Genomic DNA, 14433 nt, shown 5'->3' with positions numbered 1-14433 from the left:
CTGGCTGTGTTGGGAAACAGGCTGCAACGACTGGGGAGGCAGGACCGACGGTGGCGGAACGGAGCACGGCTGCCGTCGACGTGGCCGACGTGAGCGGTGGGGTGAGCGGCGAGGAGAAGCCCTCGGCCACCGAAGCGGAACGGACCACGACCGACGGCGCGACGGAGCACGACAGCGATGACAATGCCACTGCGGACAGCACCCGCACCACGGGCACCCCAGCGGATACCGGCGCCCCGCCGCCACGTCCCGCCAAGCCGGTGAGCACGGCCTCCCAGCCTCCCCAGCCCCCCGAACTGCACAGCGGCCACAAGCTCGCCCGCCGCTACCGGCTGGAGGAGTGCGTCACCCGCCTCGACGGCTTCAGCAGCTGGCGTGCCGTCGACGAGAAGCTGCGCCGTGCCGTCGGAGTCCACCTCCTCGCAGCCGACCACCCACGCGCCCGGCCCGTCCTCGCGGCGGCCCGCTCCGCGGCCCTCCTCGGCGACCCGCGCTTCGTGCAGGTCCTGGACGCGGTCGAGGAGAACGACATCGTCTACGTCGTCCACGAATGGCTCCCCGACGCCACCTCCCTCACCACCCTCCTTGCCTCCGGCCCGCTGCCGACCCACGAGGCGTACCAACTCGTCACCCAGGTCGCCCAGGCGATGGCCGCCGCCCACCGCGAGGGACTGTCCCACCTGCGCCTGACCCCGAGCTGTGTGCTGCGCACCGGCGCCGGCCAGTACCGCATCCGCGGCCTCGCCGTGAACGCCGCCCTGCGCGGCATCGCCTCCGACCATCCCCAGCGCACCGACACCGAGGCGATCGGTGCCCTGCTCTACGCCTCCCTCACCCAGCGCTGGCCGTACCGCGAGGACGCCTACGGGCTCAGCGGCATGGCCGAGCTCTCCGGTGACGCCCTGATCCCGCCGGACCAGGTACGTGCCGGGGTGCACCGGGGCCTCTCCGAGCTGGCCATGCGCGCCCTGGTCAACGACGGCGCCACCGCCTCCCGCCAGGAACAGCCCTGCACCACCCCCGAGGAGCTGACCAAGGCGATCTCCGCCCTGCCGCGCATCCGCCCGCCGGAGCCCGACTTCGTCGCGCCGCCCTTCCCGCCCACCGCCTACCGGCAGGGTTCCTACGGTTCCCCCGCGGGCCGCGTCGCCACCGGTCCCGCGGTCCCCGCCCCAGCCGCCGCCGCACCGCCCCCCGCACCCCCGGCCCTGCCCGGCCGCGCCGGAAGGCTCCTCAAGTGGGGCGTCTCCGCGCTGCTCATCGCTGCGCTGGGGCTGGGCAGCTGGCAGCTGGCCGACGCGCTGATGAACGGGGACTCCGGCACGTCGCCCTCCGACGGCCAGGAACGGGTCGACCAGCAGAAGCAGCCGGAGGCCGCCCCCACCGGCAAGCCCGTGGAGATCTCCGCCGTCAAGGACTTCGACCCGTTCAGCAGCGACGGTTCGGAGAACGGCGAAGACGTCGGCGCCGCCGTCGACGGCGACGCGAACACCTCCTGGCCGACGCTCTCGTACCTGGGGAACCCCAAGTTCGGCAACCTCAAGGACGGGGTCGGGCTGATCCTCGACCTCGGCAGGCCCCAGCAGGTCAGCAGCGTCGAGGTCAGCTTCGTGGGCAGGACCTCGGTGGACTTCCTCGCGACCGCCGAGGACACCACCTCCATGCCCGACTCCCTCGACGAGTTCAGCAAGGTCAGCAGCGGCTCCGGGGAGAAGGTCGAACTCCGGGCCAAGAAGCCCATCACGACGCAGTACGTCCTGGTGTGGCTCACCGAACTCCCCATGAGCGACGGAGGCGGCTACCGTGGCCGCATCGCGGAGGTCGAGGTCCGCAGCTGACCGGCACCGGCCCGCTCGGCCACCGCGGGGACAACGGTTCAAGGGAGGGAAACGGCCGGTGGGCGACGAGGTGAAGGACGGTTCCGACGGCGGCGCGGAGGATTCGGGAAGCTCCGAGGACGTCCGCGGGCTCGACGACCGGGAACTCCTCGCCCGCCACGTCGCCGGCGATCCGAGTTCGTTCGGCGAGATCGTGCGCCGCCACCGCGACCGGATGTGGGCGGTCGCCCTGCGTGTCCTGGGAGACCGCGAGGAGGCCGCCGACGCCGTTCAGGACGCCTTCGTCTCCGCCTACCGGGCCGCCCACACCTTCCGCGGCCGGTCGGCCGTCACCACCTGGCTGCACCGGATCACCGTGAACGCCTGCCTGGACCGAGCCCGCAAGGCCGCCAGCCGCCGCACCTCGCCCGTGGCCGAGCCCGAGCGCCTGGAGCAACTGCTGGAGCCGCACGAATCCGCCGCCGTACCGGCTGAGCGCCAGGATCTCCAGCGGCAGCTCCTCGCCGCTCTCTCCGAGCTGCCGCCCGAGCAGCGGGCCGCTCTCGTCCTCGTCGACATGCAGGGCTACCCGGTCGCCGAGGCCGCCCGGATCCTCGATGTCGCCGTCGGGACCGTCAAGAGCCGCTGTGCCCGCGGCCGGGCCCGGCTCCTGCCTCTGGTGCGGCACCTGCGGCCGGAGAGACCGGCGGGGGATAACCTGCCGGAGTCCGGGGGAAGGAACCGGACGCACGGGACGTCCGTCCCATCGGCAAGAGAGAAGCCGGACACCGGGGCCGTGAAGGGCGGAGGTGAACACGCATGACGTCCGCGTCCACCACGCCGCACGGCATGGACGAGCATCCGGAGGTCGCCGAGATCTCCGACCTCACCGAAGGGCTGCTCCCTCCGGAGCGCTCGGCCGACGTACGGGCCCATCTGTCCGGCTGCCGGCTGTGTGCGGAGGTACGGACGTCTCTGGAGGAGATCCGCAGCACCCTGGGGACCCTTCCCGGTCCGGTGCGGATGCCCTCCGACATCGCGGGCCGCATCGATGCCGCCCTGGCCGCCGAAGCCCTCCTGGACGCGTCGGCCCCCGACCGCGGCCCCCTCCCCGACACTCCCGCCGGAACGGCCGGCCCCGGTGGCGGCGCGCACCGCAGCGACACCGCAGTCGGCGGCCGGACCGCTGTTTCACGTGAAACGCCGCGCCACAACCGCCCCGGCCGTTCCGACCGTCCTACCGGCCGCGACGGGGAAGCCACGGGCCCGGGACGCTCGCCGCGGAAGCGCGCCGGACGGCTGCGCGGTGTCCTGATCGGTGCCGCGGGAACCGCGGCGGCCCTCGCCCTGGGCATGCTCCTCCTGCCCGGCCCGGAGGGGAACGACGGATCCCAGAGCGCCGCCAAGCGCTCCGTGGAGGACCGGTCCGACATCGCGCTGGAGGAACGGGTGCGGTCCCTGCTCGCCGGGCGGGAGACCGGGGAACCCGAGCGAGAAGAGGCTCCGGGCCGGGGGCCGGCGGAGTCCGGGGCCTCCGAGTTCAGCACCAAGGCGAGCCCGGGGACCCAGGGCGCCGGCGGCCTCGCCGTGCCGGGGTGTGTCCGCAAGGGCATCGGCCGCGAGGAGGCACCGCTGGCGTTCGGCCTGGAGTCCTACCGCGGTCGGCAGGCGTACATCGTGGTTCTGCCACACCGGAGCGACAGCAGCCTGGTGGATGCCTACGCGGTCGACGCCGGCTGCGTGGAGAAGGCTCCCTCGGCCCCGGGCTCGGTCATCGGCTCCGGTTCCTACGAACGCTGAGACGGTCCCCGCGCGGTACCACCAACGGGAATGTCCGCCTCTTAGGATTCGTTGGGTGGGATGAGCCTCCGCGGAGGCTCATCCCACGGCATCCACCGGCAGATCCATCGGCAGACAAGGAAGACTCCCGTGAGCGACGTTCGCAACGTGATCATCATCGGCTCCGGGCCGGCGGGCTATACCGCAGCGCTCTACACGGCCCGCGCTTCGCTGAAGCCGCTGGTCTTCGAGGGCTCGGTGACCGCCGGTGGCGCGCTGATGAACACCACCGAGGTGGAGAACTTCCCCGGCTTCCGCGACGGCATCATGGGCCCGGACCTGATGGACAACATGCGTGCCCAGGCCGAGCGCTTCGGGGCCGAACTGATCGCCGACGATGTGACCGCCGTGGACCTCGAGAGCGAGATCAAGTCGGTGACCGACTCCGCCGGCACCGTGCACCGGGCGAGGGCGGTCATCGTGGCCACCGGCTCCCAGCACCGCAAGCTCGGCCTGCCGAAGGAGGACGAGCTGTCGGGCCGTGGCGTGTCCTACTGCGCCACCTGCGACGGCTTCTTCTTCCGCAACCACCACATCGCCGTGGTCGGCGGCGGCGACACCGCCATGGAGGAGGCGACCTTCCTCTCCCGGTTCGCCGAGAAGGTGACCATCATCCACCGCCGTGACACCCTGCGGGCCTCCAAGGCCATGCAGGAGAGGGCCTTCGCCGACGAGAAGATCGAGTTCGCGTGGAACAGCGAGGTCGCCGAGATCCACGAGTCCGGTGGCAAGCTGTCGGGTCTGACCCTGCGCGACACCGTCACCGGTGCCACCTCCGAGCTGCCGGCGACCGGCCTGTTCGTGGCCATCGGCCACGACCCGCGCACCGAGCTGTTCAAGGGGGTGCTGGCGCTGGACGAGGAGGGCTATCTGAAGGTGGCCTCGCCCAGCACCCGGACCAACATCCCCGGCGTCTTCGCGGCCGGCGACGTGGTGGACCACACCTACCGCCAGGCCATCACCGCCGCCGGTACCGGCTGCTCCGCCGCCCTGGACGCCGAGCGCTACCTGGCCTCCCTGGTCGACGCCCCCGAGAAGCACGTCGCCGAGCCGGAGAAGACGGGCGAGGCCGAGCCCGCCGCCGTGTGAGACCTGTTTCCCCCGGCACCCCCATCCCCACCCCACACCGAGAATCAAGGAGATTCCCATGGCCACTGTGACCGCCACCGACGCCGACTTCGAGGCCGTCGTCCTCAAGAGCGACAAGCCCGTCCTGGTCGACTTCTGGGCGGCATGGTGCGGCCCGTGCCGTCAGATCGCCCCGTCCCTGGAGGCGATCTCGGAAGAGCAGGCGGACAAGATCACCGTCGTCAAGCTCAACATCGACGAGAACCCGGCCACCGCCGCCAAGTACGGGATCATGTCCATCCCGACCATGAACGTCTACCAGGGTGGCGAGGTCGTCAAGACCATCGTGGGCGCCAAGCCCAAGGCCGCCATCGAGCGTGACCTGGCCGAGTTCCTCGGCTGACGCGTTTCACGTGAAACGGGCCCGCCCCTGAAGGGGCGGGCCCGTTTCGCTGGGCGGGGTCCAGGACCGCGCGGAGGCCCCCCCGGAACTCACAGCGGCCGGAGCGCAGGTTCCTTCTGGACGGCTCCCAGCAGCCGGTCGATGGCCTGCTCGACGTCCTGCTTCCAGGAGAGGGTGGTGCGCAGCTCCAGCCGCAACCGCGGATAGGCGGGATGCGGCCGCACCGTCTTGAATCCCACGGCCAAGAGATGATCCGCGGGAAGCAGACAGGCCGGTTCCGTCCAGCGTGCGTCCCCGAACGCCTCGATCGCCTTGAAGCCTCGGCGCAGGACGTCCTTGGCCACCGTCTGCACCATCACCCGACCCAGCCCCTGCCCCTGGTATCCGGGCATCAGCCATGCCGTCATCAGTTGCACGGCGTCCTGCGACACGGGGCTGGTGGGGAAGGCGGTCGACCGCGGCACATAGGCGGGCGGCGCGTACAGCACGTAGCCCACCGGGAGGTCATCGACGTAGACGACCCGCCCGCAGGAGCCCCACTCCAGCAGCACCGCCGATATCCAGGCCTCCTTCTCCAGCTCCGGTCGCCCCGCCTTCACCGCGGCCTCGCCGCTGACGGGGTCCAGCTCCCAGAAGACGCACCTGCGGCAGCGCTTCGGGAGGTCTGGCAGATTGTCCAGAGTCAGAGGAACGAGCTGACGCCCCATGGACACATCGTATCCATGGGGCGTCGATTTCCGTTGCTCTCCGGCTCACTCGCCGCTGTCGTCATCCCCCCGGGAGAGCTGCTGCTCCAGCAGCTGGTTCTCACCGGGAGCGAGCTGGCCCAGGATCCGCTCCAGATCCTCCATGGAGGCGAACTCCACGACGATCTTCCCCTTCTTCTGCCCCAAGTCCACCTTCACTCGGGTCTCGAAGCGGTCCGAGAGGCGGGTCGCCAGATGGTCCAGGGCGGGGGAGACCCGCTTGCCGGCCCGCGGGCCCTTCCTCGCCCTGCTCTTGGGCGTCGACCCCATCAGGGTCACGATCTCCTCGACCGCCCGCACCGAGAGCCCCTCGGCCACGATGCGGTGGGCGAGCTTGTCCTGCTCCTCGGAGTCCTCCACCGACAACAGGGCACGGGCATGCCCCGCCGAGAGCACCCCGGCGGCCACCCGCCGCTGGACCGACGGCGACAACCGCAGCAACCGCAGCGTGTTGGACACCTGCGGCCTGGAGCGTCCGATGCGATCGGCCAGCTGGTCGTGGGTGCAGTTGAAGTCCTTCAGCAACTGGTCGTAGGCCGCCGCCTCTTCCAGCGGGTTCAGCTGCGCCCGGTGCAGGTTCTCCAGCAGGGCGTCCAGCAGGAGCTTCTCGTCCTCCGTGGCCCGGATGATCGCCGGGATCCGCTCCAGGCCGGCCTCCCGGCAGGCCCGCCAGCGCCGCTCTCCCATGATGAGTTCATAGCGCTCCGAGCCCAGTTGCCGCACGACCACGGGCTGGAGGAGGCCGACCTCCCGGATGGAAGTGACCAGCTCCGCCAGAGCATCCTCGTCGAACACCTCCCGCGGCTGCCGGGGGTTCGGCGTGATGGCGTCGATCGGCACCTCGGCGAAGTGGGCACCGGCGGTTCCGTCACCCACCGCGCTCTCCGCGCCTTCGGTTTCACGTGAAACGCCGCCGCCGGTCCTGTCCCCGGCCAGAGCGGCCACCTTGGCCGCAGCCACCCCGCGTCCGGGCGTGAGCACCGGAACCGCGGTGGGGGAGAGCGCACCGTTCTCCCCCACCACCGGGGTGACGGCGTCATCCGCTCCCGTGGGTGCCGCGGGGATCAGCGCGCCGAGCCCTCGACCCAGCCCTCTCCGTCGTTCTGTCACTGAGTCCCCTCCACCATGTGCTGTTCCTGCTGAGTACGGGCGCCTCGCAGCGCGATCTCCCGGGCCGCCTCCAGATAGGAGAGCGATCCGCTGGAGCCCGGATCGTAGGTCAGAACCGTCTGCCCGTAGCTGGGCGCTTCGGAGATGCGGACCGACCGCGGGATGTTGGTCCGGAGGACCTCCTTGCCGAAGTGTCCGCGCACCTCCTCCGCCACCTGGGAGGCCAGCCGGGTCCGACCGTCGTACATCGTGAGCAGAATCGTCGAGACGTGGAGCTTGGGGTTGAGGTGGCCCTTCACCAGCTCGACGTTCCGCAGCAGCTGTCCCAGCCCCTCCAGCGCGTAGTACTCGCACTGGATCGGGATGACCACCTCGGCCCCGGCGACCAGAGCGTTGACGGTCAGCAGGCCGAGCGAGGGCGGGCAGTCGATGAAGATGTAGTCCAGTGGCTGCTCGTAGGCCGCGATCGCCTTCTGCAGCCGGCTCTCCCGGGCCACCAGCGACACCAGCTCGATCTCCGCACCGGCGAGATCGATCGTGGCGGGAGCACAGAAAAGCCCCTCCACCTCACGTACCGGCTGGACGACGTCGGACAGGGGCTTGCTGTCGACCAGAACGTTGTAGATCGACGGCACCTCGGCATGGTGGTCTATCCCCAGTGCCGTGGAGGCGTTGCCCTGCGGGTCGAGGTCGATCACCAGAACCCGGGCGCCGTGCAGGGCCAGCGAGGCGGCGAGATTGACCGTGGTCGTGGTCTTGCCGACCCCGCCCTTCTGGTTGGCCACCACCATGATCCGGGTCTCCTCGGGCCTGGGGAGCGTCTCACCGGCCCGGTTCATCGCCTCGACCGCCTGCTGGGCGGCGCGCCCGACCGTGGCGGAGGCATCCCCGTCGTACCCCGGGGAAACGTCCATCGGAGGCGGTGTCTCACTCAGCGTTTCACGTGAAACATCCGCCGTTTCGGAACGGGGACCCGGGACCGGATCGGTCATCGGTCCCGCGATATGGCCGTCGGACCGCAACGGTTCACTCTCCTCGACATCAGGCTCACTATGGGAAGAGCCTGCCATGTCCTCGGGGTCGGGAACCAGCGAGCCCCGCTCACCTGTGGAGGAATCCACCGGGGAGCGGGGCTCTGATGGGTCCGGAGTGTCCGCCGCGCGCCCTCGGCGGATGAATCCATGAAGCAGAAAGCGACGTTTCACGTGAAGCACGATGCATCCGGGCCGCCCCGCGGGGGCGGAGACACTCCGAGGGGAGCCCCTACGGTGGGCTCTACGGAGTAATCGGGTCCGTCACCGGCGGCGGCGTGCACCGCGGGAGCGGCCACTGCGGGCGGCCTTGGCGCGCTTGGCGGCGAACCGCACCCCGCCCGGGCTCTCCCCGACCTCGGCCCGCACCACGGTGGCCGGCTGCTCCACCACGTCCTTGCCGACCCGGAGCACCGAGGACTCCACCACCCCGAGCTTCTGGAGCGCGGCCCGTGCCGCCTTCAGCTCCTCCTCCGCGGTGTCTCCCTTGAGCGCCAGCATCTCCCCGTAGGGCCGCAGCAGGGGGACACCCCATCCCGCGAGCCGGTCCAGCGGAGCCACCGCCCGGGCCGTCACCACATGCACCGGCGGAAGCGAACCGAGAACCTCCTCGGCCCGGCCCCGCACCACGGTGACATGGTCCAGGCCCAGCAGCTCCACGGCCTCCTGGAGGAAGTTCGTCCGCCGCAGCAGCGGCTCCAGCAGGGTGATCCTGAGGTCCGGCCGCACCAGCGCGAGGGGAATGCCCGGCAGTCCGGCCCCCGAGCCGACGTCGCAGACCGTGACGCCCTCGGGCACCACCTCCGAGAGCACCGCACAGTTCAGCAGGTGGCGCTCCCAGAGCCGCGGCACCTCGCGCGGTCCGATCAGCCCGCGCCTGACCCCCACCTCCGCCAGCAGCTCCGCATAGCGGACCGCGTCGGCAAAGCGGTCACCGAAGACCTCCCGCGCCACCTCGGGCGCGGGAGGAAGGTCCGACGGCGTGGGCTCCGTCACGGCATCACGACCACGCAGCGCTGCGGCTCCTCGCCCTCGGACTCGCTGCGCAGTCCGGCCGCGGCCACCGCATCGTGCACGACCTTGCGCTCGAAGGGCGTCATGGGCTTCAGCTTCACCGGCTCACCGGTGCGCTCGACCTCCTTGACCGCCCGGCTGCCCAGAGCGGTCAGCTCCTCGCGCCTGCGCGCCCGGTAGCCTGCGATGTCCAGCATCAGCCGGCTGCGGTCCCCGGTCTCCCGGAGCACCGCCAGACGTGTCAGCTCCTGGAGGGCCTCCAGGACCTCGCCGTCGCGGCCGACGAGCTTCTGCAGATCCCGGCTCTCGCCATCGCTGATGATCGACACGGCAGCACGGTCGGCCTCGACGTCCATGTCGATGTCACCGTCGAGGTCCGCGATGTCGAGGAGCCCCTCGAGGTAGTCGGCCGCGATCTCACCCTCCTGCTCGAGGCGGGTCAGGGTGTCGGCGCCCTCTGCGGTCGTGTCCGTCACGGGTGGACTCCTTCTTACTTCTTGGAGGGGTGCTTGGGACGCTGCGGGCCCTTGCGCTGCCCGGCCTTCTTCTTCGGCTGCTGCCGGGACCGCGGCGCCTGGGAGCTTTCGGAGCCCTCCTTGGTCATCGAGGGCTTCTGCTCGGCAGCCTTCTGCTCCTCGGCCTTCTTGGCCTCGGCCTGCGCGGCGGCCGCCTGACGCTGGGCCTTGGTCATGCGCTTGGGCTGCTGGCGGCCGGCGCGGGCCGCCTCGACGGCCTTCCTGGCCTCGACCTCGGCCGGGTCCTCCTTGAGCTTGCCCTTGGCGCGCAGCTTCTCCTGGCGCTGCTTGTAGGCCAGCGAGCCCGGCGTCGGGTTGCGCTTGATGATGTACATCTGCTGCCCGAGGGTCCACACGTTGGTGGTCAGCCAGTAGACGAGGACACCGACGGGGAAGTTGATGCCGAAGACGGCGAAGATGACCGGGAAGACGTACATCAGCATCTTCTGCTGCTGCATGAACGGCGTCTTCACCGTCAGGTCGACGTTCTTGGTCATCAGCTGGCGCTGCGTGTAGAACTGCGACGCCGACATCAGCAGGATCATGATGACCGTGACGACGCGGACGTCGGTCAGTCCGGCGTTCAGCGCTTCGACCTTGTCGGCGCTGTCCATGAAGCGGGCGGCGATCGGGGCCCCGAAGATGTGCGCCTCACGGGCGCTCTTGACCAGGTCGCTGCCGAGGACACCGACCGACTGGTTGTTGGCGATCTTGTTCAGCACCTGGTAGAGCGCCAGGAAGAACGGCGACTGGGCCAGGATCGGAAGGCAGCTGGAGAGCGGGTTGGTCCCCGTCTCCTTGTACAGCTTCATCATCTCTTCCGACTGGCGCTGCCGGTCGTTCTTGTAGCGCTCCTGGATCGCCTTCATCTTCGGCTGGAGCGCCTGCATGTTCCGCGTCGCCTTGATCTGCTTCACGAAGAGCGGGATCAGCGCGATGCGGATCAGGATCACCAGCGAGACGATGGACAGACCCCAGGCCCAACCGCTGTCCTCGTCGAAGACGAGGCTGTACAGCTTGTGGAACTGGACGATGATCCAGGAAACAGCGGTATACAGAGGACCGAGGATCGTGTCGATCGTGTCCACGAGTCAGGCTCCTTGGGCATTGGACTGGGTCCGGTGCTGCCAGCGGCTGCGCAGTCGCTGATGCCAGACCGGGTGCTTCCGGGCGGGAACGTGGTCGACCCCTCCGGGCGACCACGGGTTGCAGCGCAGGATGCGCCAGGCGGTCAGCGCCGTCCCCTTCACCGCGCCGTGCCGGCGGATGGCCTCGTAGCCGTAGTGCGAACACGACGGGTAGTACCTGCACACCGGACCGAGCATCGGGCTGATGGTCCACTGGTACAGCTTGATCAACCACAGCAGCGGGTACTTCACGACGGCCCTCCAAGCAGCCGCTGCAGTGCGGAGTCCAGATCGCGGGCCAGCTTGTCGTGGTCCGCCTCGCCCGCACCGGGCAGCGCCCGTATGACCATCAGGCTACCGGGCGGCAGGAGCGCAAGCCGGTCCCGGACGAGATGACGCAGGCGCCGCTTGACACGGTTGCGGACCACCGCGTTGCCCACGGCCTTGCTCACGACGAAACCCGCACGCGGCGGAGGGACGACTCCCTCGGCTGCGTGCGGGTCCGTGCGCCCCCCGGAATCGCTCCGGGGGGACCCCCTGCGCAGATGGACGACGAGGAGCGGGCGACCGGCCCGGCGCCCCCGCCGTACCGCGGCCGCGAAGTCCTCGCGCCGCCTCAGCCGGTTCTCGGTGGGCAGCACGTCACGGACCCGCGGTCTGGCTTTTCGGGCTGATCAGGCCGACAGGCGGGCGCGGCCCTTGCTGCGGCGGGACGCGAGGATCGCGCGGCCGGCACGCGTCCGCATGCGCAGCCGGAAACCGTGGGTCTTCGCACGACGGCGGTTGTTCGGCTGGAAGGTGCGCTTGCTCACTCGGGGGCTCCAGGAATGCTTGTGTCTCGACTGTTCGGACGAGACGTGTGGGGCGTCGACTGGCTGTCACCGTGCGCCCACGAGTAGCTCGCATACGCCCGAGTGCACCGCTTCTATGATCACCAGGATCTTGCCCATCGGAGGCAGGCGGCAGCAGCCATCGACAACTCGACCTGGTTACGGTACGCGGGCCCGAGGCGTCAGGTCAAACCAGAGCCACCCGGGGGGTTCTGTACACAGCCTGTGGACAACGACTTGAACCGTGCAGGTCGCGCTGACTACCGTGGCTGAACCTCGTTTTCTTCCCGACCGTCCCAAGCACCACACATGGGTGGGACTGTCGAAGACCGTCCCACCCCGCCCAGCGAGTGAGAGAGCGTGCCCTGTGGCTGACGTACCTGCCGATCTTGCCGCAGTGTGGCCACGCGTGCTGGAACAGCTCCTCGCCGACGGCCAGGGGGTCGAGGCCAAGGACCAGCGGTGGCTCAAAGACTGCCAGCCGCTGGTGCTGGTGTCCGGCACCGCGCTGCTCGGCGTGCCCAACGAGTACGCCAAGGGCGTCCTGGAAGGGCGTCTCTCCCCCCTGATCACCGACGCCCTCAGCCGCGAGTGCCGGCAGCCCATCCGCCTCGCGATCACCGTGACCGGTCCGGCTCCCGAACGGCCGGCACCCGCACCCCCCGCGCCGCAGGCCGCCCACGAGCCGCCGCACCAGCACCAGCAGCACCAGCCCCCCGCACCGCACCAGCAGGCCCTCCACTACGACGAGCCGCACTACGACCCCCCGGGCGGCGGTCCCCAGTCCACGGGCCCCCGGCACGGCGGCGGCCGCCGCGGCCCGCAGCACGAGGACCACGGCGAACCCGAGCTGCCCACCGCGCGTCCCGCCTACCCGGAGTACCCGCGCTCCCCCCGGCAGCACCAGCCCGGCGCCTGGCCCCGCTCGCAGGACAGCGAGCCCTGGCAGCCCTCGCGCGAGCCGTACCCGTCGCCGGCGCCGCCGTACGACTCGTCCTCCTACGACTCCTCCCCCTACGAGGGCCGCCGCCACGGCTCCCCCTACGACCAGCCGCCGGTGCCGCGCTACGACGGCTCCGGCGCCACCGGCCGCGCGGCCGCGCCCCGGCTGCCCGCGTCCAGCGGCGCCCCCGGACCGCTCGCCGCCCAGCCGGCCCCCGCCCCCGGCCCGGGCGAGCCGACCGCGCGACTGAACCCCAAGTACCTCTTCGACACCTTCGTCATCGGCGCGTCCAACCGCTTCGCGCACGCCGCCGCGGTCGCCGTCGCCGAGGCGCCGGCGAAGGCGTACAACCCGCTGTTCATCTACGGCGAGTCCGGCCTGGGCAAGACGCACCTGCTCCACGCCATCGGGCACTACGCGCGCAGCCTCTACCCGGGAACCCGGGTGCGGTACGTGAGCTCGGAGGAGTTCACCAACGAGTTCATCAACTCCATCCGCGACGGCAAGGCGGACGCGTTCCGCAAGCGCTACCGCGACATGGACATCCTGCTGGTCGACGACATCCAGTTCCTGGCGAGCAAGGAGTCGACGCAGGAGGAGTTCTTCCACACCTTCAACACGCTCCACAACGCCAACAAGCAGATCGTGCTCTCCTCCGATCGGCCGCCCAAGCAACTGGTCACCCTGGAGGACCGGCTGCGCAACCGCTTCGAGTGGGGCCTGATCACCGACGTCCAGCCGCCCGAGCTGGAGACGCGGATCGCGATCCTGCGGAAGAAGGCCGTCCAGGAGCAGCTGAACGCGCCGCCGGAGGTGCTGGAGTTCATCGCCTCCCGCATCTCGCGCAACATCCGCGAGCTGGAGGGCGCCCTGATCCGGGTCACGGCCTTCGCCAGCCTCAACCGGCAGCCCGTGGACCTGGGCCTGACCGAGATCGTCCTGAAGGACCTGATCCCCGGCGGCGAGGACACCGCCCCGGAGATCACCGCCACCAACATCATGGCGGCGACGGCCGACTACTTCGGGCTGACGGTGGAGGACCTGTGCGGCTCCTCGCGCAGCCGCGTCCTGGTCACCGCGCGGCAGATCGCCATGTACCTGTGCCGTGAGCTGACCGACCTGTCGCTGCCGAAGATCGGCGCCCAGTTCGGCGGCCGCGACCACACCACCGTCATGCACGCCGACCGCAAGATCCGCGCCCTGATGGCCGAGCGGCGGTCCATCTACAACCAGGTCACCGAGCTGACCAACCGCATCAAGAACGCCTGACGGCCGCTCCCTCCGCACGCGGGGGACCGCCGGCCGTCCGCGCCCGTCGTGCCGCCGGGCTCCACCTCCTCCGCCGCGGCCCGGTCGCCCCCGCCGCCCCCTGCCGCCTCTCCGGTGCGCGGTAAGGGGGCGCCCCCTCGTCTCCGCGCCTCCGGCGGGCACCCGCAGCTGTGGACGCCGCCGCCCGCGGCCCCGCCCGGCACCGGACGGCCGTCCACGGCCGTCCCCACACCCCTTCCGCGCCCGCCTCCGGTACTCCGCAGCCCTGCCGCGCCACCGCGCACGGCCCGGGGGAGGCGCTCCCCGGCAGCCCGCTGTTCGAATCGGGATGCTCCGGACGCCGACGATCCACAGATTCTCCGACTTTCTTCCATCCACACTCTGGGGACCGTCCGGTTGTCCCGAAAGCGTCCACAGGCGGGGCTCAGGATGATCAAATGGGGCAGGTCAGCCGCCTGTGGACCTGTGGCCAGCCGTTATCCACAGGCTGTGGACGCCGAACGCGCCCGTCACGGGCGGGACGGGTTGTCCACCGCCGACCCACAGCCGAAGCCGTGTTGTGCACAGCTTTTCCCCTGTCTTCCACAGGCCTGTCCACTGTTCGACAACACGGCGCGCATCTTCACCGGTCCGTGTGAAAGGCATCACACCATGAGGTCCGGTTGGCCTGTTGAGAACCTGGGTAAAACTGTGGGCGCCGCTGGGGAGAAGTCACGGCCGG

General features: G+C 70.5%; 15 protein-coding genes. 6 read left to right on the top strand and 9 right to left on the bottom strand.

All coding sequences use genetic code 11. The annotated features are described in order from the left end of the window. The first annotated feature begins 50 nt into the window (after positions 1-50). The 5 genes from ACFSJS_RS04780 (at position 51) to trxA (ending at position 5127) form a co-directional block, all read left to right on the top strand. On the top strand, positions 51-1838 hold the full coding sequence (locus ACFSJS_RS04780) for a protein kinase family protein (RefSeq protein ID WP_380897075.1): 1788 nt from the start codon (positions 51-53) through the stop codon (positions 1836-1838). 70 nt (positions 1839-1908) lie between these two features. After that, positions 1909-2640 carry an RNA polymerase sigma factor SigM gene (sigM, locus tag ACFSJS_RS04775; RefSeq protein WP_380897584.1) on the top strand — a complete coding sequence of 244 codons (732 nt, stop codon included), beginning with the start codon at positions 1909-1911 and terminating at the stop codon, positions 2638-2640. Beyond that, on the top strand, positions 2637-3617 hold the full coding sequence (locus tag ACFSJS_RS04770) for an anti-sigma factor (protein WP_380897073.1): 981 nt from the start codon (positions 2637-2639) through the stop codon (positions 3615-3617). Before sigM ends, ACFSJS_RS04770 begins: the two co-directional genes overlap by 4 nt. A 129-nt stretch (positions 3618-3746) precedes the next feature. Continuing rightward, positions 3747-4745 (top strand): thioredoxin-disulfide reductase, encoded by a 999-nt coding sequence (gene trxB / locus ACFSJS_RS04765; protein ID WP_380897070.1) that lies wholly within the window; start codon positions 3747-3749, stop codon positions 4743-4745. Positions 4746-4797: 52 nt separating this feature from the next. After that, complete coding sequence (trxA, locus tag ACFSJS_RS04760; protein WP_380897582.1) at positions 4798-5127, top strand: thioredoxin; 330 nt, start codon at positions 4798-4800, stop codon at positions 5125-5127. A gap of 89 nt (positions 5128-5216) precedes the next feature. Here the strand turns inward: trxA and ACFSJS_RS04755 are convergent, their stop codons facing one another. From ACFSJS_RS04755 to rpmH, 9 genes are all read right to left on the bottom strand, one after another. After that, positions 5217-5834, bottom strand: a complete 618-nt coding sequence (locus tag ACFSJS_RS04755; RefSeq protein WP_380897068.1) for a GNAT family N-acetyltransferase — start codon at positions 5832-5834, stop codon at positions 5217-5219. A 45-nt stretch (positions 5835-5879) separates the two neighbouring features. After that, a complete protein-coding gene (locus ACFSJS_RS04750) occupies positions 5880-6983 on the bottom strand; it encodes a ParB/RepB/Spo0J family partition protein (RefSeq protein WP_380897066.1) in 1104 nt (367 codons plus the stop codon). Beyond that, positions 6980-8053, bottom strand: a complete 1074-nt coding sequence (locus tag ACFSJS_RS04745) for a ParA family protein (protein WP_380897064.1) — start codon at positions 8051-8053, stop codon at positions 6980-6982. The genes ACFSJS_RS04750 and ACFSJS_RS04745 overlap by 4 nt, the downstream gene beginning before the upstream one ends. Positions 8054-8278: 225 nt before the next feature. After that, entirely contained in the window at positions 8279-9010 is a 732-nt protein-coding gene (gene rsmG / locus ACFSJS_RS04740) for a 16S rRNA (guanine(527)-N(7))-methyltransferase RsmG (RefSeq protein ID WP_380897062.1), read from the bottom strand. After that, positions 9007-9504 (bottom strand): Jag family protein, encoded by a 498-nt coding sequence (locus ACFSJS_RS04735; protein WP_380897059.1) that lies wholly within the window; start codon positions 9502-9504, stop codon positions 9007-9009. The genes rsmG and ACFSJS_RS04735 overlap by 4 nt, the downstream gene beginning before the upstream one ends. A gap of 14 nt (positions 9505-9518) precedes the next feature. Next, positions 9519-10622, bottom strand: a complete 1104-nt coding sequence (gene yidC / locus ACFSJS_RS04730) for a membrane protein insertase YidC (RefSeq protein ID WP_380897580.1) — start codon at positions 10620-10622, stop codon at positions 9519-9521. Between the two features lie 12 nt (positions 10623-10634). Then, positions 10635-10922 (bottom strand): membrane protein insertion efficiency factor YidD, encoded by a 288-nt coding sequence (yidD, locus tag ACFSJS_RS04725; protein ID WP_380897058.1) that lies wholly within the window; start codon positions 10920-10922, stop codon positions 10635-10637. Then, positions 10919-11311: a ribonuclease P protein component gene (rnpA, locus tag ACFSJS_RS04720; RefSeq protein ID WP_380897056.1), complete on the bottom strand. Its 393-nt coding sequence runs from the start codon at positions 11309-11311 to the stop codon at positions 10919-10921. Before rnpA ends, yidD begins: the two co-directional genes overlap by 4 nt. A gap of 33 nt (positions 11312-11344) precedes the next feature. After that, on the bottom strand, positions 11345-11482 hold the full coding sequence (rpmH, locus tag ACFSJS_RS04715) for a 50S ribosomal protein L34 (RefSeq protein WP_003956500.1): 138 nt from the start codon (positions 11480-11482) through the stop codon (positions 11345-11347). A gap of 385 nt (positions 11483-11867) precedes the next feature. Here rpmH and dnaA point away from each other — a divergent pair, with 385 nt between their 5' ends. Then, entirely contained in the window at positions 11868-13712 is a 1845-nt protein-coding gene (dnaA, locus tag ACFSJS_RS04710; protein ID WP_380897054.1) for a chromosomal replication initiator protein DnaA, read from the top strand. Positions 13713-14433: the final 721 nt, after the last annotated feature.

Source organism: Streptomyces desertarenae (assembly GCF_042681365.1).
Lineage (GTDB): Bacteria > Actinomycetota > Actinomycetes > Streptomycetales > Streptomycetaceae > Streptomyces > Streptomyces desertarenae.
The sequence above is the reverse complement of the archived record's forward strand: the minus strand, read 5'-3'. Positions and strand labels throughout refer to the sequence as shown.